A 21,609-nucleotide genomic window follows, 5' to 3' on the forward strand; every position below is an offset into this window, starting at 1 on the left:
GCGCGGCACCTCAGCCAGCGGGAGTGGGCCGCTGCGCGGCACCTCGGCCAGCGGGGGAGCCGAAGACCGCCGTTGCCCCCTTCCTGGTTTAGTTGGGAGGGGACAGTCTGCAACTTGCTATCCAGAGCGCGCCTTCTGTGGATATACGCAGAAGCCGCGCTCTGGATAGCAAGTTGCAGAGCCGTTCAGCCAGCGGGGGAGTCGAGCACCGCCGCGACATCGGTCCACTCGCGCCCGAACGCCTCTGCTACCGGCCGCGACACCAGCGTCCCCGCGTGGGTGGACAGGCCGCGCGCCAGCGACTCGTCGGCACGCATCGCGTCGCGCCACCCACGGTCCGCGATCGCCTCGACGTAGGCCAGCGTGGCGTTGGTGAGCGCCCAGGTGGAGGTGTTCGGCACCACGCCGGGGATGTTGGACACGCAGTAGAACGTCGATCCCTGCACCTGGAAGGTGGGGTTCTCGTGCGTGGTGGGGCGAGAGCTCTCGAAACAGCCGCCCTGGTCGATCGACACGTCCACCAGCACCGAGCCCGGCTTCATGGACGCCACCATGTCGTCGGTGACCAGCTTCGGCGCCCGCGCGCCCGGCACCAGGACGGTCCCGATGACGAGGTCAGCCCCCAGCACCTGCTCCCGCACGGCCAGCGTCGACGACGCGATCTGGTGCACCCGGTTGTCCCACCGCCAGAAGCTCATCCGCAGCTTCTGCAGGTCCGTGTCCAGGAGGGTGACGTCGGCGCCCATGCCGAGCGCGATGTTGGCGGCGTTCTGCCCCGCGACACCCGCGCCCAGCACCACCACCTTGGCGTTGGCCACCCCGCCGATTCCGCCGAGCAGAACTCCCCGTCCGCCCTGGTTCTTCAGCAGCGCGTGGGCACCGACCTGCGGCGCGAGGCAGCCCGCAACCTCGCTCATCGGGTACAGCAGGGGGAGCAGACCTGACGAGAGCTGCACGGTCTCGTAGGCGATCGACGTGGTCCCGGCCGCCAGCAGTGCGTCGACGAGGGGTTCGTCGGCGGCGAGGTGCAGGTAGGTGAACAGCACCAGGTCCGAGCGGAGGCGGTGGTACTCCTCGGCCACGGGCTCCTTGACCTTGAGCACCAGCTCGGCGTCGCCCCAGGCGGTGTCGGCGTCCGCGACGATGGTGGCGCCCACCGCACGGTAGTCGTCGTCGCTGAACGACGACCCGGCCCCGGCGCCCTGTTCCACCAGTACCTGGTGGCCGCGCTGCGTGAGCTCGTGCACGCCGACGGGGGTGATCGCCACCCGGAACTCGCTGTTCTTCACCTCTCGGGGGACGCCGATGCGCATCTGATGCTCCTTGCTGGGCTCGCGGGCCGCTTCGTCGCGGCGACGGTTCAGGCTATCGCGCACCTGTGCCCACCGGTTGTGGTCGGAGGTCTGCGGCTGATGTTCCTCCAGGCTGGGTCTCGGGCGCCCTGGGGGCTCCAGGGCCGTTCTGGAGGAACAGCTACCGCACCTCCGCCAGGAGCCGGTGGGCTGAGCTCGGTTGCCGTGCACCCGTGGCAAGAGGCGGGCGTTGCGGCGTTTCGAGGATTTGAGAGCGCTCTACAAGGGCTATTGCGCTGGTCCAGCTCGCGGGTTATGATCAATCATCGAAACGCTTCGCCGATGGAGGCAGAGTCACTATGAACAAGGAACCAGCACCCACACCGGGTGACCAGCTCGGCGCCGGCGCCCACGCGCCGGCGATTCCGCAGGGACGCGGCTGATGTCGGTCGCGGCGCCGGTGCAGCCCCCGAAGCCTGAGGTTGTCGCCACCGCCAAGCGTCGGCTTCGTCGAAGCGACGCCCCTGTCGAGTCCAAGTCGTCGCGGCGGCGCCCCTCGAAGGCGATGTTCCTCAGCATCCTGCCGTTCCTCATCCTCGTCTTCCTCTTCTCCTACTTCCCCTCTACGGGTGGGTCTACTCGCTCTACGACTACAAGCCCGCCCTCGGGCTTTCCGGCAGCGAGTTCGTCGGCCTGCAGTGGTTCCGGCTCCTGATTGGATCGCCGACGCAACTGGCCCAGATCGGGCAGGTGATGGCGAACACGCTGGGCATGAGCTTCATCGGCATCGCGTCGTCGGTGCTTCCGCTCGCGTTCGCTGTGTTCCTCAACGAGATCCGCGCCCCATGGTTCAGGAACGCCATCCAGACCCTGACCACCCTGCCCAACTTCATCTCGTGGGTGCTGGTCTACATGATCGCGTTCTCCATGTTCTCCACAACGGGCCTTGTCAACACGCTGATGCTGGACTCCGGACTGATCACGGTGCCCACCAAGTTCCTGGACTCGGACCAGAACGTCTGGCTGACCATGGCGGCCTGGGGCATCTGGAAGACCGTGGGGTGGGGGGCCATCATGTACCTCGCCGCGATCGCGGGCATCGACCAGGCGCTCTACGAGTCGGCCAAGGTCGACGGTGCGGGCCGCTTCCAGAGGGGTGTCGATCTCGTCGGCTGTGATGTGCGCGTACGGGTCTGCCTCGGGCGTCAGTTCCCCGGTGAGCGCCCGCGCGAGGAGGACGCGTCGCGCGGCCCGCCGCACGTCGTCCATCCCGAGCAGCCCCGCCCCGAGCGCCGCCCGGATGGCCCCGAGGGTGTGTGTGGAGTCTGCGTCACGGTCCGTGAAGGAGTCCAGGCCGGCGAGGATCGCGGCGGCGTGCGCCTCGGCTTCGGTGGCGTACGCCCGCTCGGCGCCGGTGAGGTTGGTGGGCGCGTAGGCGTCCGAGACGGCCAGCAGGTCCGGGTTGGCGGCCCGCACGGCCTCGAACAGCTCCTGCGACGTGTGTGCCGGGCGCCCGTTGACGAGGTTGTAGGCGGCCATCACGCCACCCACCACGCCCGCCGCGATGGGTTCGACGAACGGCGGCAGGTCGTACTCGTGCAGCACCCGGGGCGGCAGGTTCGACGACGACGTGCAGCGGTCCAGCTCGTTGTTGTAGGCCAGGAGGTGCTTGAGGGTGGGGACGGTCCTCCAGAACACGGCGTCGTCCCCGCGGAGCCCGGAGGAGTAGGCGATGGCGCACTCGGCGGTGACGTGCGGGTCCTCGGAGTAGCCCTCCTCGTTGCGGCCCCACAAGGGGTGGCGCAGCGGGTTGACCACGGGCGCCCACACGTTCAGCGACATCCCGACGGGATCAGCGGCGTGCTTGGCACGCACCTCCGTGGAGGTGGCCTCGCCGAGCTCGCGGAGCAGCTCCGCGTCCCAGGTGGCGGCCATGCCCACCGGCTGCGGGAAGACGGTCGCGGTGCCGGTCCACGCCACGCCGTGCAGCGCCTCCGCGCCGGTGTGGAACTCTGCCAGGCCGTGGTGGGGCATCGCGGGGTTGACCTGGTGGAGCAGGGCGACGCACTCGTCGTCGGAGAGCCCGGCCAGCGTCGCGTCCACCAGTGCCTCGAGGGCGGGGCGGGTGACGGAGGACTCAGCCGACGGGGCGGTCCCCCGGCGCGCCGGGACGGCCGGGGCGACACTGGCTGGGACGGGAGGTGCAGAAGCCATGAGGTCGAAGCCTTTCGATGCATGAGTGGCGGCGGTGCCCGCGGTGATCGTTGCCTCAATCATGCACTATCCACGCTGCGCACGCGCGATCGTTCGACGAGACTGTCGCGGGGTGTTGCGGCCTGAGCCGCCGTCGTGGTCTACTTGTGTCGAAATGATTCGACGACGAATCGAAAGATCGTCCAACCCGGTGGAGGAGTGCAATGCGGTTCGGCGCGCTGAGCTCAGCACCCCTGGCGGGCGGGCCTGGTCACTCGACCCGCGGCGCCACCAGCCTGCGCTCCGGAAGGGAGCGGTCGTTGACGAGACTCATCAGCATGTCCACCGCGGTGGAGCCGATGGTGGTGCCCGGGATGTCGATGACCGTCATCGGCAGCAGCGGCGCGAGCAGCAGAGACTTCGGCCCGATGGCCACCACCGCGACCGAGTTGGCCACCTCGGGGCCCCGTCGGGCCAGCGCCGTGATCACGCCCGGAAGGGCTGCCTCGTTGTGCACGATCAGCCCGGTGATGCCGGATTCCACCAGCTCGTCGATGAGCGGGGACGCCTCGAGCGGATCGTCGCCGCAGGCCAGCCGCTGCAGCGTGATGTGGTGGGCCTCCGCCTCCCGCTCGGCGCCGCGCGCCAGCCGGACAGCGTACGAGGTGCCGCGGCTGTGGACCGCGGGCGAGGACCCGATGAGCGCGATCCGCGTGTGCCCCGCGGTGGCCAGCTTGCGCACGGCCATGGAGCCGGCGTTCTCGAAGTCGAAGTCGATGCAGCTGAGCGAGCCGGGATCCTCCGGCATTCCGATCAGCACGCTGGGCTGCCGCAGCGCAGCCAGCGTGGGGAGGCGGCTGTCGCGGGATTCGACGTCCATGACGATGAAGCCGTCCACCATCGAGCGGAGCGAGACGCCCTCGATGCCGGAGGCGTCCGGCTCGGTGACCAGGAGAACGTCATGCTCGTAGTGGCGGGCCCGCGTCGCGATGCCGGCGACGAACTGCATGATCACGTCCACGTTGACGCCCGGGCGGAGCGGGGTGACCAGGCCGAGCACGTGGGTCTTGGACGACGCCAGGGCGCGCGCCCCGGCGTGCGGCCGGTAGTTGAGCTCGTCAATGGCCTTGAGCACCCGCTCGCGGGTGGTCTCGGAGATGGGGCGCCGGCCGCTGAGCACGTACGAGACGGTGGATTGCGAGACGCCCGCCTTGCGTGCGACCTCCTGGATTCCAGCCATCGACACCCCTTGTCCCAGGGCGGGAGCGGCGGGGTGTGGCCCCATCAGCCCGACGGGCTGGCGCCGTCGACAAACGGCCCTGTGTCTCACCAGCGTAGGCCCGCGCAAGCGTTTCGACCAAGCGGGGGCGCGGACGCGCACCCCGTGTCAGACGGTCCTGGAAGAGCTGTCTTCCGCGGCCTCGTCGCCCAGCAGTTTCCCGCGCGGCACCGCGTCGTGTCGCGTCACCCAGAGAGGACCCGAGCATGAAGTTCACCGACGGCTACTGGCAGATGCGCCCCGGCGTCACTGCGCTCAGCCCGCGCAGCATCGCCGACATCGTAGTGGAGGACGGCCGCATGGTTGCCCATACGCCCACGCGCGTCATCGAGACGCGCGGCGACACCCTCAACTGCCCGGCCCTCACCATCACCGTCGACTCCCCGGCCGACGGCGTCATCGGGGTGACCATCGAGCACTGGGACCAGCCCACCACCGGGCCGAGCTTCGCGCTCTCCGGCGGCGGGCATGAGGTGTCGGTCGTCGAGACCGAGGACGCGGTGTCGCTGACCAGCGGCACCCTCACCGCGACCTTGGGGAGAGAGGTGCCGTGGGACCTCCAGTTCGTCGGCGCGGGCGGGCCGCTCACATCGTCGACGGGGCGCTCGCCGTCGGCCCTCACCAACCCGGACGGGCGGCGGTTCGTGCGCGAACAGCTGGCCATCGCGCCCGGCGAGCACCTGTACGGGCTCGGCGAGCGGTTCGGGCCGCTGATCAAGAACGGCCAGAGCGTGGAGATCTGGAACGCCGACGGCGGCACCTCCAGCGAGCAGGCCTACAAGAACGTGCCGTTCTACCTCAGCGATCGCGGCTACGGCGTCTTCGTCGACACCCCGGACCACGTCTCCTACGAGCTGGCCTCGGAGTTCGCGTCGAGGGCGCAGTTCTCCGTGCCCGGGCACCGGCTGCGCTATCTCATCATCGACGGCCCCACCCCGGCCGACGTGCTGCGCCGCTACACCGCGCTCACCGGCCGCCCGGCGCGGGTGCCGGCGTGGAGCTACGGCCTGTGGCTGTCCACCAGCTTCACCACCGACTACGACGAGGCCACCGTCACCTCCTTCATCGACGGCATGGCCGAGCGGGACCTCCCGATGTCTGTGTTCCACTTCGACTGCTTCTGGATGCGCGCCTTCCACTGGACGGACCTGGTGTGGGACCCGGCCACGTTCCCGGATCCGGAAGGGATGCTGTCGCGGCTGCACGAGCGCGGGTTGAAGGTCTCCGCGTGGATCAACCCCTACATCGCGCGGCGCTCGGGGCTCTTCGAGGAGGGCCGGGAGCTCGGGTTCCTGGTGAAGCGCCCCGACGGGTCAGTGTGGCAGTGGGACCTGTGGCAGGCCGGCATGGCGCTAGTGGACTTCACCAACCCGGACGCCTCCGCCTGGTTCGTCGACAAGCTGCGCGGCCTGCTGCGGCAGGGCGTCGACTGCCTGAAGACCGACTTCGGTGAGCGGATCCCCACCGACGTCGTCTGGCACGACGGCTCGGACCCTCAGCGGATGCACAACTACTACGCGCACCTCTACAACAAGGCGGTCTTCGACCTGCTGGTGGAGGAGCGTGGCGAGGGTGACGCCGTCGTGTTCGCCCGCTCCGCCACGGCCGGCGGGCAGCAGTTCCCGGTCCACTGGGGCGGCGACTGCGAGTCCACGTTCTCGGCCATGAGCGAGTCGCTGCGCGGCGGGCTCAGCCTGGCGGCGTCGGGCTTCGGGTTCTGGAGCCACGACATCGGCGGCTTCGAGGGCACCCCGGACCCGGCGGTCTTCAAGCGCTGGCTGGCGTTCGGGCTGCTCAGCTCGCACAGCCGCCTGCACGGCTCCAACTCCTACCGGGTGCCGTGGGCGTTCGACGACGAGGCCGTCGACGTGGCGCGCAGCTTCATCCGGCTGAAGATGCGGCTGATGCCGTACCTGGGCCAGCTGGGCGAGATCGCGCACCTCGAGGGGCTGCCGGTGATGCGGCCCATGTTCCTCGAGTTCCCCGAGGACCCCGGCGCGGCGATGGTGGACCTGCAGTACATGCTGGGCGACCAGTTGCTGGTGGCGCCGATCTTCACCGACGACGGAAGGGTGTCGTACTACGTGCCGAGCGGGCGGTGGACGCGCGTGCTCGACGGGGGCGTCGTCGAGGGTCCGGGGTGGCGCACGGAGACGCACGGGTTCGACTCGCTGCCGCTCCTGGCGCGCCCGGGCTCGGTGATCCCGTGGGGCGCCGTCGACGACCGGCCCGACTACGACTGGGCCGACGGCGTGGAACTGACCGCCTACGGGTTCGAGCCTGGAATGTCGCGGACGGTCGAGGTGTCGCGGCCGGACGGGTCGGTGTCGCGGTTCGAGGTGGTTGCGGACGCCGATGGCGAGGTGTCGGCCAAACTGCTCGACGGCTCGGCCTCGGTGGGGTCCTGGACCCTCACCGTCCGCTGAGGTGAGGTCGTCCGCGCATCGCCCTGCAGGTCGGGTGGCGGCGTGTGCTGTGGTCGGTTTGGGCGGCGTGTGGTGGGGGCCGGGCCGCCCATGATGCCGGCGGCGGCGCTTCGCGCTGCCGCGACCGTCATCAACGCCCACCCAACCTGCCCCGGCCCCCACCGCCCACCGCCCTGTGGTCCCGTCTCGGCGCCTGGCTTGCGTCTCGGCGCCTGGCTCGTGTCTCGGCGCCTGCTCTATATCGCAGGCGGCCCGGAGCCGCCTGTCCTCGGTTCGGCCGCCGGCGCTGTAGCGCCGGCGGCCAGACTTAACGCAGGCGCCACCGGATCCGCCGCCCTGAGACGAGCCGACGCGAGATATGCACGAGGGTGGGGGACGGCAGGGCGGCTGCGCGTCGGGATGCCCAACCCGAGGATCACCAGGCCGGCCTCCCGCCTCAACTCACTTTCACCAGGGCCGCCCGGCCGGCACGCGCCCGGATCAGACGACGCCACAGGCAGACCAGTGCGGGGAGACACGAGACGAGGCCCGGGCGGCCTCGATTGCCCGACCCAGGACCAGGTCGCGACAGATTGCGAACGGCGGACAGCGGCCGCCCGGGCCTCGACTCATGGGTCACCGCACCGGGAGGGATCAGGTCGGCGAATACGTCGCAGCGGCGTTCCTGTTCCCAGGGGGACTCACGGGAGGGTGAGGCCGACGTCGGTCCGGACGGCCAGGCCGTCGGCCACCAACGATGCCGCGCAGGCCTCGAGCTGCCCTCCGTCGGGCCAGGCGACGTCCGCGAGCCGGACCGCCCCGTGGCCTCGCAACGCCGCCATGATCCGCCCGCGACACTGCCGATCCGTGCCCTCCCACGCCTGGACCCTGCGCTCGGGCCCGTCCCACGCGGGCCGCCCCGCCGCCAGCCACGCGCACGCATCAGCCACCGGGCACTCTTCGCACCGCGGCGCTTTCGCCGTGCACACCAACGCCCCGAGTTCCATCGCCGAGACCGACCACAGCGCCGCTTCACCGTCGTCCTCGGGCACGAATTCCCACGCCCGCCGCCGCTCGGCCGCCGTCTCGTGGGCGACGGGGAACTCCACCCCACCGTCGATCCTCGCGAGGACGCGCCGAATGTTGGTGTCGAGGACCAGCGAGCGGAGCCCGAACCCGAACGCCCGCACCGCGGCCGCGGTGTAGCGTCCGACCCCCGGCAGCGCCATCAGGTCGGCCTCGCCGGAGGGCACCTCCCCGTCGTGCACCTCGACGACGGCGCGCGCAGCCTCCTGCAGCCGCAGCGCCCTCCGCGGGTAGCCCAGCCGATCCCAGGCGCGCAGCACGTCCGCCGTCGGCGCCGTCGCGACATCCGACGGCGCGGGCCAGCGTTCCATCCACTCCACCCACTGCGGGGCCACCCTGGCTGCCGGCGTCTGCTGGCACATCACCTCGCTGACCAGCACCCCCCAGGGGGTCACCCCCTCCGCGCGCCACGGCAGGTCGCGGGCGTGCGCGACGTACCACGCCGCGAGGCGGGGGTGGAGTGGGCCGGTGGTCACGGGTCGATCATGCCAAAAGCTGGCATTTTGCCGGCTGGGCCGCGGAAACGATCCCTCAGCGTCGGTGTCCCCATGGAGCGCTGAGCGTGGTCGCCGGTCACTGGGGGACCAATTCCGCGCCATAGCTACCCACCGCCCTCTTGGCCCGGCTGGGAGCCGACGGGCGGCAACTCCCTGCAACATCGGCACCGGACTCATGCTCCACGGGGATGGCGGTTTAGGCTGAGCGGTCTAGCCAGGAGCCCCGGCGGGCTCCGGTGAAGGGACCAACGATGGAATACCCGTGGTGGAGCATGCTCCCGTTCGTCGCGATGCTGGGCGGCATCGCGGTGTTCCCGCTGCTGTCGCGGACGAAGCATCAGTGGGAGAAGCCCGCCTCGCAGCTGGGCTACGCGTTGGTGCTTGGCCTCCCCGTCGCGTTGGCGGTGTGGGCGCTGGACGACCCGTGGCGCGTGGGTCACGCCGTCTATGAGTACGCCCAGTTCATCGCCCTCCTGCTGGCGCTGTTCGTCGTCTCCGGTGGGCTCTTCCTCAAGGGCGACATTGAGGCCACGCCGCGCAACAACACCACCTTCCTGGCCATCGGTGGCCTGGTGGCCTCCTTCGTCGGCACCACAGGCGCCGCGATGCTGCTGATCCGCCCGCTGCTCAACACCAACGTGGAGCGCAAGCACCGGGTCCACACCGTGCTGTTCGCGATCTTCATCGTCGCCAACTGCGGCGGACTGCTCACCCCGCTGGGTGACCCGCCACTGTTCCTCGGCCTGCTCCGCGGCGTCCCGTTCACCTGGACCTTCGGGCTGTGGCCCTACTGGCTGTTCGTCAACGTCATCCTGCTGTTCAGCTACTACGCGCTCGATCGCCGGATCTACGCCACCGAGGCGCCGGAGGACGTGGCCTTCGACCGCACCCACATCGAGCCGCTGGGGGTGCGCGGCAAGATCAACTTCCTCTGGTTCGCCGTGATCATCGCGGCTGTGGCGTTCGCGCCGTCGATGGACCTCCACGCCATCGAGGCCGGCCATGCGACGGCATTGTCCTGGGTGCCGGTGCGCGAGCTGATCATGCTCGCGGTGACCGCTGCCTCGTTGCTGACCACTCCCCGCAGCGTCCGCCACGTCGACAACGAGTTCAGCTGGGCCCCCATCGGGGAGGTCGCGGCGCTGTTCATCGGCATCTTCCTCACCATGATCCCGGCGCTGGAGTTCCTCGGCCAGCAGGCGCCCAAGCTGCCGCTCAACGAAATCACGTTCTTCCTGTTCACCGGCGGCCTGTCGTCGGTGCTGGACAATGCCCCCACCTACGCCACCTTCTACGAGATGGCCTCGCAGGTGCCTGCGCCGCCGGGCGTGGCCATGATCGGCACCACACCGCCGGTGCCGGAGAGCTTCCTGGTGGCTATCTCGCTGGGTGCCGTGTTCTGCGGCGCGCTGACCTACATCGGCAACGGGCCGAACTTCATGGTGAAGTCCGTGGCCGACTCGCGGGGCGTGCACATGCCGTCGTTCGGCGTCTACGTCGTGCGGTCGATGCAGTATCTGGCCCCGACTCTGCTGGCCATGATGCTGCTGATGATCGCGGACCACTGGGCCGCGTGGGTGGCGGGCGCTGCCATCGTGGTGTGGATTCTTGCGCGGGCGGTCCTGGACATCCGCCGCTCGACGGCGGTGCCTGTCCCCCCGGCCTGACCGGGAGGCGCGAAGCCACGTCTCAGGCGATGGCCGAGCCCCCGTCGTGGGCGCCCCGCGGCGGTCGGGCGGCTAATTGGCAGGTCTGGTACCGACTACGGCACGAGACCTGCCAATTAGGCCTTCGCCGACGCGGCCCATGCCATCCCGCAGCGCTGAGGTGCCGCGAAGCGGCCCATATCGTTGGCTGAGGTGCCGCGAAGCGGCCTCGAAGCCTCGGGAACGTGACCTTGTCAGCGGCGGTTTCTTAGGCTTCGAGGCTCGTCGCTTCGCTCCTCGCGCCTCAGCCAGCGGAGAAGGGCTCCTCGCGCCTCAGCCAGCAGGGTGGGCTCGTGCCTCGGCCTGCGGGGTGGAGTCGTCGCTTCGCTCCTTCGCCCCCGCCAGCGGGTGCGTCCCGGGGCCCTTATCCGGTGTTCTGCAGGCCGGCCGCGGCACCGTTGACGGTGAGCAGCAGCACCCGTGCCCACTCGGCGCGCTCCGCATCGTCGATCGGCGAGGCGGCGTCGCGGATGAGCCGCAGCGCCCGGAGTTGCAGGTGGCTGAGCGCGTCGATCGACGGCGCCCTCAGGCTCACCCGGCCCTGCAGCAGCGGCTTGGCCTCGAGCAGCTCGGACTGGCCCATCGTCTCCAGGACCAGGCGCCTGGTCAGATCCAGTTCGGTCAGCACCCGCTCGGTGACCTCAGGCCGCCCGCCCAGGGTAAGGAACGACCGGGCAAGCCGCGGGTTGGCCTTCGCCAGGCTCATCTCCGCGACGTCGATCAGGCTGGCGAACAGCGGCCACTCCTGATAGGCCGCGCGCAGGCGCTCCGGATCCCCGACCGCGGCCAGGCCGGTGCCCAGCCCGAACCAGCCGGGGATGTTGGCCCGGATCTGCGACCACGCGAACACCCACGGGATGGCCCGCAGGTCCGCAAGGTCGCGGCCCTCCGTAGCGCCGCTGCGCCGGGCCGGCCTTGACCCGAGCCGCAGTTCACCGAGCTCCTCGAGCGGGCTCGACTCGGCCACCACGTCGGCGAACCCCGGGATCCGCACCAGCTCCCACCAGGCCTCGCGGGAGACGCTCTCGACGGTGGCCGCCACATCGGCGAACCGAGCCGCCGCGTCGCGGTTGCGGCACGTCGCGTCCTCGGTGTCTGCCAGCAGCACCGCCGAGGTGAGCCGCTCCAGGTGAGCCTGGGCCAGGGTCTCATCCGCGTACCGGGCGAAGATCACCTCGCCCTGCTCCGTGACCTTGAACCGGCCGGCCACGGAGCCCGGCGGCTGCGCCAGGATGGCGCGGTGCAGCGGGCCCCCGCCGCGACCGAGCGAGCCGCCGCGGCCGTGGAAGATCGTGAGGTGCACGCCGTGCCGGTCCGCCCAATCCACGAGCTCGCCCTGCGCGGTGTAGAGGGTCAGCGTCGCGCTGGCGGGGCCCACGTCCTTCGCCGAATCCGAGTAGCCCACCATCACCTCGACGTGCCCGCCGGTCTGGCCGAGCCAAGCGCGGGTGCTGTCCAGGGGCAGCCAGCGCTCGAGGATTCCGACGGCGCCGTTGAGGTCCGCCCCGGTCTCGAACAGCGGCACCACGTCCAGCCGGAGCGGACCGTCGCCGACCGCGAGCCGCGCGAGCGCCCGGACGCCCACCAGGTGCTCGGGCGCCTGGGTGAAGCTGACCACGTAGCGGCCGCAGGACCGCTCGCCCCACCGCTCCTGCAGCCAGGACATCACGCGTAACGTGTCCAGCACCTCGCGCGTCCTGTCGGTGGTGGCCTGCACGTGGCTGGGCCAGCCCTCCATGGCCAGGCGGTCCAGCAGCGCCAGCCGGGCCTCGTCGTCTGCCGGCTTCTCGTCGAGCTGACCCAGCAACTCGTCGAGGGCCGCCTTGTGGACGGCGCTGTGCTGGCGCACCTCGAGCTCGGCCAGGTGGAAGCCGAACGTCTCGGAGAGCCAGATCAGGTGCTGGAGCTCGCCGAAGGCCGCGCGGTCGTCGCCGGCGACGCGCAGGGAGTCCTGGATGAGCCGCAGGTCCTCGAGCAGTTCCTCTGGCCGGCGGTAGGCGAGCTCGATCCGTCCGTTCCGCGTGGCGGCCAGGCGCTCAGCTACGAACAGCAGCTTCTGGCGGTGTGGCTCGCTGGGCGACGACGTGCGGATGGCGGCGAACAGCTCTGGCGCGGCGACGGCGTCGCGGGCCAGCGAGTTGGCCAGGTCCGGCGACGCGGGGGTGGCGTCGTCGCTCATGGTCAGGGTGCGCGCGATGCGTTGAGCCCCCGTGGCGAGCGCCCGCAGGGCGTGATCAGCCTGGATGGCGGCGGTCTGCCGCGTCACCTCGGCGGTGACGAACGGGTTGCCGTCGCGGTCGCCACCCACCCAGGAGCCGAACCGGAGGAACGCGGGCACGGCCGGCTCGCGGCGGCCGGCGTCCCCGTTGGAGATCACGGACTCGACGGAGCGGTACAGCCGGGGCACCGCGTGGAACAGCGTCTGGTCGAAGACCTGCATGACCGCGCGCACCTCGTCCGACGGTTGAGGCTTGGTGGTGCGCAGCGGCGAGGTGCGGCTCAGGATGTCGATCTCCTCGAGCATCCGGCGCAGCGCGGCGGCCCGCTCCTGCCTGCCGACGGCCGCGTCGTCGTAGTCGTCGAGATGGTCCCCGATCCGGTCCAGGGCCGACGACACGGCCCTGCGGCGAGCCTCCGTGGGGTGGGCGGTGAGGACGGGGTGGACGCGGAGGTCACGCACCCGCGTGGCCAGCTCGCCCAGCGCCGCGACCGCCGGCCACATGTCCGGCGTCGCGTCGCCCGAGCGGGGGTCGGCGCCGCGGAGCAGGCGGGACCGGTGCCGCTCCTCCGCCAGGTTGATGAGGTGGAAGTGCACGGTGAGGGTCTGCGCCAGGCTGGCTGCCGTGGTGGCCGGGAGGCCCTCGATGATGTGCGACGGCGCGTCGGGGTCACCACCGTCAGCGGCGCCCGCGGCGGCCTCCTCGAGGCGGTCCATGAGCGTGGCGAGCTCGCCGCGACCGGATTCGGTGAGCACCTGGCGGTGCAGCTCGGTCAGCAGCGCGAGGTCGGCGACCAGGAGCGCATCCGGGGAGGTGTCGACGGGGGGGAGGGCTTCACTGGGCATGAGAGGGCCTTTCGATCGCGAAGTCCGATACGCGCATTATTTCAGCACTCCGCATGAGAGCAGCATTCGCGCAGGCCAGGGCGGACTGGACGGCCGGTCACATGGGGGCGTTGATGAAGCGGCTGTAGTGGCCCTGGAACAGGGCGTCGATCCTGCCGGTCTCGCCGTTGCGGTGCTTGGGGATGTGCAGCGTGGCCAGGCCGCGCTCCTCGTCGGTGGGGTTCTGCGAGTACATCTCCGGGCGGTGCAGCATGATCACGATGTCCGCGTCCTGCTCCAGGGAGCCGGACTCGCGCAGGTCCGAGAGCTGCGGGATGCCGTCCTTGCGCTGCTCTGTGTTTCGCGAGAGCTGCGACAGCGCGATGACCGGGATCTCCAACTCCTTGGCCAGGAGCTTGATCTGGCGGGAGAACTCGGAGACCTCGAGCTGGCGCGACTCCACCTTCTTGCCGGAGCTCATCAGCTGGATGTAGTCGATGGCGAGGATCTGCAGGTCGTGCTTCTGCTTCAGCCGGCGCGCCTTGGCGCGGATCTCCATCATGGTGAGGTTGGGGGAGTCGTCGATGAAGAGGTTCTTCTCGCCGAGGATGGCGGACTTGTCCGTGACGCGCTGCCAGTCCGTCTCGTCCATCTTGCCGCCGCGGATCTTCCCCAACGGCACCGACGCCTCGGCCGAGAGGATCTTCATCACGATCTCCGTGCGGCTCATCTCCAGGGAGAAGAACGCGGCCGTGAGGTTGTGGTGGATGGCGGCCGAGCGGCACACGTCCAGCGCGAACGTGGACTTCCCGACGCCGGGGCGGGCCGCGACGATGATCATCTGCCCCGCGTGGAGGCCGTTGGTGATCCGGTCCAGGTCCACGAACCCCGTCGGCACCCCGGAAAGGGCGTCGCCCGAGGAGGCGATGGCCTCCATCTCGTCGAACGTGGGCTCGATCAGCTCGCGGAGTGACTTGTAGTCCTCCGAGGCCTTCTTCTCGGTGACCTCGAAGAGGGTCTGCTGGGCCTCGTCGACGATCTTGTCCACCTCGCCCTGGCCCTGGTAGCCGAGCTGGGCGATCCGGATGGAGGCGTTGACGAGGCGGCGCAGGACGGCCTTGTCGCGCACCAGTTCGGCGTAGTAGATGGCGTTGGCCGCGATGGAGACGGAGGCCAGGAGATCGTGCAGGTAGACCGCGCCTCCCACCTTGGACAGCTGGCCGCTCTTGCCCAGCTCCCCGGCCACGGTGATGGGATCCGCCGGCTCCCCGCGACCGTACAGGGTGATGATGGCGTCGAAGATGGTCTCATGATTGGGCCGGTAGAAGTCCACCCCGCGGAGCACCTCGACCACGTCCGAGATGGCGTCCTTGGACATCATCATGGCGCCCAGCACGCTCTGCTCCGCGGCCAGGGCCTGCGGGGGAGTGCGGTCCAGATCACGGTCGTCGTAGACGGCGGTCTGCGTCATGTCCCCTCCTCATGGCCACCGGTTTCCGGCCACAGGACAGGCTAGGGCACGCCACTGACAGGTTCTGTGACGTGCCTGTGGGCAAGCCTGTTGTCGACCTGTGGGTGGCTTGTGGACAACTTCCACCGCCGTGCCCGTGGGGTGTGCACAATCTTGTGGGTTGAGCGCCGAATCCCCGTTATCAAATTGTTATAAAGACTCGCCGATCGACGGCTCCCGCACTTTGTCCACAAATCGGCGAGCGGGTCAAGCGCCTCAGGCGGCGGAGCTGGTCCGCGACCCGGCGGACCCTCCCCCCGGCGCCGCGAAACGCCATCCGACTAGGGGTGATCTGCGATCATCGGCAAACACGAACCGTGCGTCCCGAGGCTGTGTTATAGACCCCCAGCGTCCCATAGTGGGCGTCTGGGGGCGCCTCGGGGAGGGATGTCCACAGGCCGGGCGCGCAAACTGTGGATAAGCCGGTCCCCCCCTCGCCCTAGGTCACCCCGGACGAGGGCCCGACCCCCCGTCATGTCATGATGAGATCAGTTGAATCCAATACCCCCATGGGGTATGTTGGGTACGGAGAAGGGGGACCGATGACCGACATCATTGAGGAGAGCTGCCACGCCACTCACGGCTACACGCCGGAGAAGGCTGCCTACCTGCGTCGGTTGAAGCTGATCGAGGGCCAGGCGCGCGGCATCGCGCGCATGGTGGAAGAAGATCAGTACTGCATCGACATCCTCACCCAGGTGACCGCCGTCACCAGTGCACTCAAGGCGGTCTCGCTCGGACTTCTCAACGATCACCTCTCCCACTGCGTCGCCGACGCCGCCCGGAAGGGCGGGCCGGAGGCAGAGGAGAAGATCGACGAAGCGATGCAGGCCATCAAGCGCCTCGTCCGCTGACCCACCACGAGAGGATTCACCCCATGATCAGCAAGTACACCGTCTCGGGCATGACCTGTGGCAACTGCGTCAACCATGTCACCGAGGAGGTCTCCGAGGTCGACGGCGTGGTGAACGTCTCCGTCACACTGGACAACGGGGCGATGCTCGTCGAGTCCTCGGAGCGCATCCCCTTCGACGCCATCATCGAGGCCGTCCACGAAGCGGGCAGCTACTCCGTCGTCGAAGCCTGACACCGGCGGGTCGCGCCCGCCTCCTCCTGGCGCCCGCCACCGTCGGCGCCGCTGACATCCCCAGTGCCCGCGCTTACCAGCGCGCCCGAAACCGGAGGGCCGACATGGCCAATTCCACCATCCAACTCGACATCCAGGGAATGACCTGCGCCTCCTGCGCCGCCCGGATCGAGAAGAAGCTCAACAAGGTCGACGGAGTCACCGCCACCGTCAACTACTCCACCGAGCGCGCCACCGTCGAGGCGCCCACCGGAGTCACCGCGCAGCGCATCATGGAGGTCGTCGCCCAGGCCGGCTACGGCGCCACGCTTCCGGTGCCCGAGGCGGAGAAGGCCGACGAGGCCGCCGCGCTCAAGCCGCGCGTGCTCTGGTCCTTCGCGCTGAGCATCCCCGTCGTCGTCGTGTCCATGGTGCCGGCGCTGCAGTTCCCAGCCTGGCAGTGGGTGGCGCTGGTGCTCTCCAGCGTGGTCGTGCTGTGGCTGGGCCGCAACTTCCACCAGGCCGCCTGGACCAACGCCCGGCACGGCACCACCACCATGGACACCCTGGTGTCCATGGGCACGCTCACCGCCTACGCCTGGTCGCTGTACGCGATGGTCTTCGGCCACGCCGGCATGATCGGGATGAAGCACGAGTTCTCCCTGACACTCAGCCAGCAGGACGCGCGCGGCTTCATCTACTTCGAGGCCGCCGTCACCATCATCTCCTTCCTCCTGCTGGGCCGCTACATCGAGGCCCGCGCCAAAACCGAGTCCGGCGCCGCCCTGCGCGCGCTCCTCGAGGTGGGCGCCAAGCAGGCCAGCGTCCTCGTCGACGGCGAGGAGCGCCGGGTGGACGCCAAGTCGTTGCGCGTTGGGGACCTCATCGTGGTGCGCCCCGGCGAGAAGGTCGCGGCCGACGGCGAGGTGGTGGAGGGTCGCTCCGCCGTCGACGCCTCCGTCATGACCGGCGAGTCGCTTCCGGTGGAAGTGGAGCCGGGGTCGATCGTGGTGGGGGGATCGGTCAACACGACGGGGCGGCTCGTGGTGCGCGCCACGGCCGTCGGCTCGCAGTCCCAGCTGGCCCGGATCGCGGCCATGGTGGAGGAGGCCCAGACCGGCAAGGCCGAGGTGCAGCGCCTCGCCGACAAGGTCTCGGGCATCTTTGTCCCCATCGTGCTGGTGATCGCCGCGCTGACCCTGGCCGGGCATCTCCTGGTGGGCAACGGGGTGACGATGTCGCTGTCGGCGGCCATCGCCGTGCTCATCATCGCCTGCCCGTGCGCGCTGGGGCTGGCCACGCCGTCGGCCCTCATGGTGGGCACCGGTCGCGGCGCCCAACTCGGCACGGTCATCCGTGGCCCGCAGGTGCTCGAGCGCGCCCGGCGCGTGGAGACCGTGGTCTTCGACAAGACCGGCACCCTCACCACGGGCCAGATGTCCGTGGCCCAGGTGGAGACCGCCGACGGCGTCACCCGCGACGAGCTGCTGCGGCTGGCGGCCGCCGTCGAATCAGGGTCCGAGCATCCCATCGCCCAGGCCATCGTGGCCGAGGTGGAGCGGCCCGGCGCCGTGGTGGACTTCGTCAACGTGCCGGGTCGCGGGGTGCGGGGGGTGGTCGACGGGCGGGCCGTGTTCGCCGGATCGTCGGCCTTCATGGCGGACCTCGGGCTGGCGCCGGTGGCGTGGCCAGGTGAGCCGGTGGGCAGCGTCGTCGAGGTGGCCGACGAGCAGCGGGTGCTGGGCCGGATCATCGTCGGCGACACCGTCAAGGAGTCGGCCGCGGCCGCCATCCGGGAGCTCAAGTCCCTGGGCCTGCACCCGGTGCTGCTCTCGGGCGACAACGAGCGCACGGCGCGAGCGGTGGCCGCGCAGGTGGGCATCGACGACGTGCGCGCGGGCGTCACTCCGGAGGGCAAGGTCGCGGCCATCAAGGAGCTGCAGGCGGCCGGCCGGCAGGTGGCGATGGTGGGCGACGGCGTCAACGACGCAGCGGCCATCGCGCAGGCGGACCTCGGGATCGCGATGGGCACCGGCACCGATGCTGCGATCGCGGCCGGCGACATCACCCTGATGCGGCACGACCTGATGGCCGCCGTCGACGCCGTCCGCCTCTCGCGGGCTACGTTGCGCACCATCAAGTCCAACCTGGTGTGGGCGTTCGGCTACAACACCGCGGCCATCCCGCTGGCGGCGCTCGGGATGCTGACGCCCATCATCGCGGGCGCGGCGATGGCCTTTTCCAGCGTTTTTGTTGTGCTCAACAGCCTTCGGTTGAAGGGCTTTCGGAGCGTGAACCGCCGCTGACTAGGGGTGTTGGCGCGCAAAGTCAAGAGATCGTCAAGAAACCAAAAACCCAGTACTGCGAGTGCATGTGAATGCCACCGGATCGGGTACATTTATCTCCGACGCTGTTGGTGTCACCAAAGACCGCTCGGCCGCTGCCGCCCCCCCAAGGGCAGCGGCCGAGCTCTTTTTCTGCCCGGGCGAGGCGCCGGCGAGGGTAGGTTGGGGCTCATGGGTACCCGCATCGAAACAGACTCCATGGGCGAGGTCCCGGTAGCCGAAGACCGCTACTGGGGCGCACAGACGCAGCGCAGCCTGCACAACTTCGACATCGGCCGCGACACCTTCGTGTGGGGCCGTGCCATGATCCGCGCGCTCGGCGTGCTGAAGAAAGCCGCCGCGCAGGCGAACGCCGAGCTCGGGGAGCTGGCCGCAGACAAGGCGGATCTCATCTCCCGCGCCGCCGACGACGTGATCGCGGGGCGCCTGGACGACCACTTCCCGCTCGTGGTGTTCCAGACCGGCTCCGGCACGCAGTCCAACATGAACTCCAACGAGGTCATCTCCAACCGCGCCATCGAGCTCGCTGGCGGTGTCCGCGGGTCGAAGGCGCCGGTCCACCCCAACGACGATGTCAACCGCGGCCAGTCCTCCAACGACACGTTCCCCACCGCCATGCACATCGCGGTGGTGACGGAGCTCAACGAGCGGCTCTACCCGGCCATCGCCCGGCTGCGCGACGTGCTCGCTGCAAAGGCCGATGAGTACGACGGCGTGGTGATGGTGGGCCGGACGCACCTGCAGGACGCCACGCCGGTCCGGCTGGGCCAGGTGTTCGGCGGCTGGGTGGCGCAGCTGGACTTCGCCGTCGAGGGTGTCCGGCACGCGGATTCGCGGGCGCGGGATCTGGCCATCGGCGGCACCGCCGTCGGCACCGGGCTCAACGCCCATCCCGACTTCGGTCGCCTGGCGGCTGAGAAGATCACCGCGGAGACCGGCCTGGAGTTCCAGCAGGCGGAGAACCTGTTCGCAGCGCTGAGCGCCCACGACTCGCTCGTCGAAGTCAGCGGCGAGCTACGGGTGCTGTCGGGGGCACTGATGAAGATCGCCAACGACGTGAGGTGGTACGCCAGCGGGCCGCGCAACGGCATCGGCGAGCTGAACATCCCGGAGAACGAGCCGGGCAGCTCGATCATGCCCGGCAAGGTGAACCCCACGCAGTCGGAGGCGCTGACGATGGTCGCGGCGAGGGTCTTCGGCAACGACGCCACAGTCGGGTTCGCCGGCAGCCAGGGCAACTTCCAGCTCAACGTGTTCAAGCCGGTGATGGCGCACGCGGTGCTGGAGAGCATCCGGCTGTTGGCCGATGGTGCGCTGTCGTTCACTGAGCATTGCGCCGTCGGCATCGAGCCGAACCTGCCGCGCATCGAGCACAACCTGTCGACCAACCTCATGCTGGTGACCGCCCTGAACCGGCACATCGGCTACGACAAGGCGGCGAAGATCGCCAAGCAGGCGCACAAGGAGGGGACGTCGCTGCGGGAGTCGGCGCTGGCCAACGGGGTGAGCGGTCAGGACTTCGACGCGTGGGTGATTCCGGCGGACATGACGGGGAAGTAGTCCTCGCCGGCACCGGCGAGGGAGAACGGGTCTGCAACTTGCTATCCAGAGCGCGGTATCTGTGTATATACGCAGATACCGCGCTCTGGATAGCAAGTTGCAGAGGGTGGGGTCCCACCCGCCATCTGAGGTGCCGCGGGGTGTCCATCCCGCTGGCTGAGGTGCCGCGGAGTGCCCATCCCGCTGGCTGAGGTGCCGCGGAGTGCCCATCCCGCTGGCTGAGGTGCCGCGCAGCGGCCTCGAAGCCTAGAAAACGCAAGCTGACAAGGTCACTTTTCTGAGGCTTCGAGGCTCGTCGCTGCGGTCCTCGCTCCTCAGCCCGGGGGAGGGGTCAGCGCGTGGCCGCGACCTCCGCGTACAGCCGAAGCAATTCCGCAGCCTGAGACTCGATCGACCACTGCGACGCCAGCTCGACGGAGCGCTCGGACGCGCGCCGACGCCAGACCTCGTCGTCGAGGCGGTCGATCACCCGCATCAGCCCGGCGGCCAGCGACGCCGCCGTCGGGCGCGTGATCTCCCCGTTGACGCCGGGTTCGATCACCAACTGCAGCTCGTGATCCACGCTCACGATGGGCAACCCCGCCAACGCGGCCTCGTGGAGCACGAGGGCCTGCGTGTCGGTGAGGCTCGGGAAGGCGAACACGTCCGCCATGCCGTAGTACGCGCCGAGCGCGTCGCGCTTCTGCTCGCCCGGCAGGATGATCTTGCCCGCGGCCCGGCCGTCGGCCAGCACCTTCTTGATGCGCGGGTACCGCTCCCAGTCACCCACCACGCACAGCCGCGCGTCCGGCCGCTGCGCGTGCACCAGGTCGAACGCCTCCGCCAGCAGGGGGATGCCCTTCTCGGGCGCGATCCGGCCGGCGTACAGCACCAGCGGCCCCTCCGGGTGGGGGAACGGCGGCGGGCCGGGCGGGAGGGGGTCCACGCCGTTGGGCACCACGACGATCCTGGCGTCCGGCGAGATCAGGCGGAGACGGCTGGCCGTCTTCGGCGACGGTGTGGTGGTGAGCGTGGCCATCTCCAGCATCTTTTCGCAGATGCTGAGCAGCGATGCGGTGGACTTGCCCCGGTCCTCGTAGCGGATCTCGGCGAGCCTGATGTCCTCGGCGCTGACGAACTGTCCCTTGGTGATCCGCGCGAACGCCCGCAACACGCCGGTGAGCAGCGGCAGGACGGCCGAGTAGTGGTCGCCGTAGGCCTCGAAGTCTGTGTGCCAGGTCACCATCATCGGGATCCCCAGCCGCCGCGACGCCCAGGTGCCGAGCAGGCCGACGGTGCCGAACCCGTGCACATGCAGCACGTCCGGGCGCATCTCCCCGATCTGGTCGATGGTGCGGTCGAAGTGGCGGCCGTTGGCCACCCGGGTGGGCATCTTCGGCACGCGGACCGACGGCAGGCGCACCTCGGTGCGGCCGGGGCGCCCGTGGTGCGGGTTGGGGCCCTTGGTCTCCGGGGCCACGACGATCACCTCGTGGCCGGCGTCCAACAGGTTGCCCTCGAGCTGCTGGACCGCGAACATCAGCCCGTTGCTGCCGGGCCCGTAGTTGTCCGTGAACTGCGCCACCTTGAGGCGGCGGCCGGGCGCTGCGGGGGATGTCACCCGGTCACTCTATCGGCTCGCGCCGGT

12 protein-coding genes and 2 pseudogenes are annotated in these 21,609 nt (G+C 69.9%); 7 read left to right on the forward strand and 7 right to left on the reverse strand.

Annotated elements, in window-relative coordinates; all coding sequences use genetic code 11:
- Positions 1-185: 185 nt before the first annotated feature.
- Positions 186-1,313, reverse strand: coding sequence for an alanine dehydrogenase (ald, locus tag ACX1D1_RS02605; RefSeq protein ID WP_459055791.1), 1,128 nt, complete (start codon positions 1,311-1,313; stop codon positions 186-188).
- 750 nt (positions 1,314-2,063) lie between these two features.
- On the opposite strand from ald, the pseudogene ACX1D1_RS02610 reads away from it, so the two are divergent.
- A pseudogene (locus ACX1D1_RS02610) lies at positions 2,064-2,387 on the forward strand (hypothetical protein); the annotation flags it as partial.
- A gap of 198 nt (positions 2,388-2,585) precedes the next feature.
- Here the strand turns inward: ACX1D1_RS02610 and ACX1D1_RS02615 are convergent.
- Positions 2,586-3,569: pseudogene (locus ACX1D1_RS02615) on the reverse strand (glycoside hydrolase family 3 N-terminal domain-containing protein); the annotation flags it as partial.
- Positions 3,570-3,756: 187 nt separating this feature from the next.
- The gene (locus tag ACX1D1_RS02620) at positions 3,757-4,725 is read right to left on the reverse strand and encodes a LacI family DNA-binding transcriptional regulator (protein ID WP_459055792.1); all 969 of its coding nucleotides are present in this window, start codon (positions 4,723-4,725) and stop codon (positions 3,757-3,759) included.
- Positions 4,726-4,970: 245 nt separating this feature from the next.
- On the opposite strand from ACX1D1_RS02620, the gene yicI reads away from it, so the two are divergent.
- A complete protein-coding gene (gene yicI, locus ACX1D1_RS02625; RefSeq protein WP_459055793.1) occupies positions 4,971-7,190 on the forward strand; it encodes an alpha-xylosidase in 2,220 nt (739 codons plus the stop codon).
- A 680-nt stretch (positions 7,191-7,870) separates the two neighbouring features.
- Here the strand turns inward: yicI and ACX1D1_RS02630 are convergent.
- Positions 7,871-8,731 carry an iron-sulfur binding domain-containing protein gene (locus ACX1D1_RS02630; RefSeq protein ID WP_459055794.1) on the reverse strand — a complete coding sequence of 287 codons (861 nt, stop codon included), beginning with the start codon at positions 8,729-8,731 and terminating at the stop codon, positions 7,871-7,873.
- 272 nt (positions 8,732-9,003) lie between these two features.
- On the opposite strand from ACX1D1_RS02630, the gene ACX1D1_RS02635 reads away from it, so the two are divergent.
- Positions 9,004-10,419, forward strand: a complete 1,416-nt coding sequence (locus ACX1D1_RS02635) for a sodium:proton antiporter (protein WP_459055795.1) — start codon at positions 9,004-9,006, stop codon at positions 10,417-10,419.
- A gap of 403 nt (positions 10,420-10,822) precedes the next feature.
- On the opposite strand, the gene ACX1D1_RS02640 is transcribed toward ACX1D1_RS02635, so the two are convergent.
- Both ACX1D1_RS02640 and dnaB read right to left on the reverse strand, forming a co-directional pair.
- Positions 10,823-13,522, reverse strand: a complete 2,700-nt coding sequence (locus ACX1D1_RS02640) for a phosphoenolpyruvate carboxylase (protein WP_459055796.1) — start codon at positions 13,520-13,522, stop codon at positions 10,823-10,825.
- Positions 13,523-13,619: 97 nt separating this feature from the next.
- A complete protein-coding gene (gene dnaB, locus ACX1D1_RS02645) occupies positions 13,620-14,972 on the reverse strand; it encodes a replicative DNA helicase (RefSeq protein WP_182800832.1) in 1,353 nt (450 codons plus the stop codon).
- Positions 14,973-15,553: 581 nt separating this feature from the next.
- Here dnaB and ACX1D1_RS02650 point away from each other — a divergent pair.
- From ACX1D1_RS02650 to fumC, 4 genes are all read left to right on the forward strand, one after another.
- Positions 15,554-15,865: a metal-sensitive transcriptional regulator gene (locus tag ACX1D1_RS02650; protein ID WP_182783399.1), complete on the forward strand. Its 312-nt coding sequence runs from the start codon at positions 15,554-15,556 to the stop codon at positions 15,863-15,865.
- A gap of 23 nt (positions 15,866-15,888) precedes the next feature.
- Entirely contained in the window at positions 15,889-16,098 is a 210-nt protein-coding gene (locus tag ACX1D1_RS02655; protein WP_459055797.1) for a heavy-metal-associated domain-containing protein, read from the forward strand.
- 104 nt (positions 16,099-16,202) lie between these two features.
- On the forward strand, positions 16,203-18,383 hold the full coding sequence (locus ACX1D1_RS02660) for a heavy metal translocating P-type ATPase (RefSeq protein WP_459055798.1): 2,181 nt from the start codon (positions 16,203-16,205) through the stop codon (positions 18,381-18,383).
- Between the two features lie 210 nt (positions 18,384-18,593).
- Complete coding sequence (fumC, locus tag ACX1D1_RS02665; RefSeq protein ID WP_182783396.1) at positions 18,594-19,982, forward strand: class II fumarate hydratase; 1,389 nt, start codon at positions 18,594-18,596, stop codon at positions 19,980-19,982.
- 331 nt (positions 19,983-20,313) lie between these two features.
- Here fumC and ACX1D1_RS02670 read toward each other — a convergent pair whose 3' ends face one another.
- The gene (locus tag ACX1D1_RS02670) at positions 20,314-21,582 is read right to left on the reverse strand and encodes a glycosyltransferase (RefSeq protein ID WP_459055799.1); all 1,269 of its coding nucleotides are present in this window, start codon (positions 21,580-21,582) and stop codon (positions 20,314-20,316) included.
- Positions 21,583-21,609: the final 27 nt, after the last annotated feature.

The organism is Tessaracoccus luoxuelianae (assembly GCF_054483915.1).

Excerpts from the sequence above, each read along its gene's own strand:
- ald (WP_459055791.1), bottom strand. The coding sequence starts at position 1,313 with ATGCGCATCGGCGTCCCCCGAGAGGTGAAGAACAGCGAGTTCCGGGTG.
- ACX1D1_RS02620 (WP_459055792.1), bottom strand. The coding sequence starts at position 4,725 with ATGGCTGGAATCCAGGAGGTCGCACGCAAGGCGGGCGTCTCGCAATCC.
- yicI (WP_459055793.1), top strand. The coding sequence starts at position 4,971 with ATGAAGTTCACCGACGGCTACTGGCAGATGCGCCCCGGCGTCACTGCG.
- ACX1D1_RS02635 (WP_459055795.1), top strand. The coding sequence starts at position 9,004 with ATGGAATACCCGTGGTGGAGCATGCTCCCGTTCGTCGCGATGCTGGGC.
- ACX1D1_RS02640 (WP_459055796.1), bottom strand. The coding sequence starts at position 13,522 with ATGCCCAGTGAAGCCCTCCCCCCCGTCGACACCTCCCCGGATGCGCTC.
- dnaB (WP_182800832.1), bottom strand. The coding sequence starts at position 14,972 with ATGACGCAGACCGCCGTCTACGACGACCGTGATCTGGACCGCACTCCC.
- ACX1D1_RS02650 (WP_182783399.1), top strand. The coding sequence starts at position 15,554 with ATGACCGACATCATTGAGGAGAGCTGCCACGCCACTCACGGCTACACG.
- ACX1D1_RS02655 (WP_459055797.1), top strand. The coding sequence starts at position 15,889 with ATGATCAGCAAGTACACCGTCTCGGGCATGACCTGTGGCAACTGCGTC.
- ACX1D1_RS02660 (WP_459055798.1), top strand. The coding sequence starts at position 16,203 with ATGGCCAATTCCACCATCCAACTCGACATCCAGGGAATGACCTGCGCC.
- fumC (WP_182783396.1), top strand. The coding sequence starts at position 18,594 with ATGGGTACCCGCATCGAAACAGACTCCATGGGCGAGGTCCCGGTAGCC.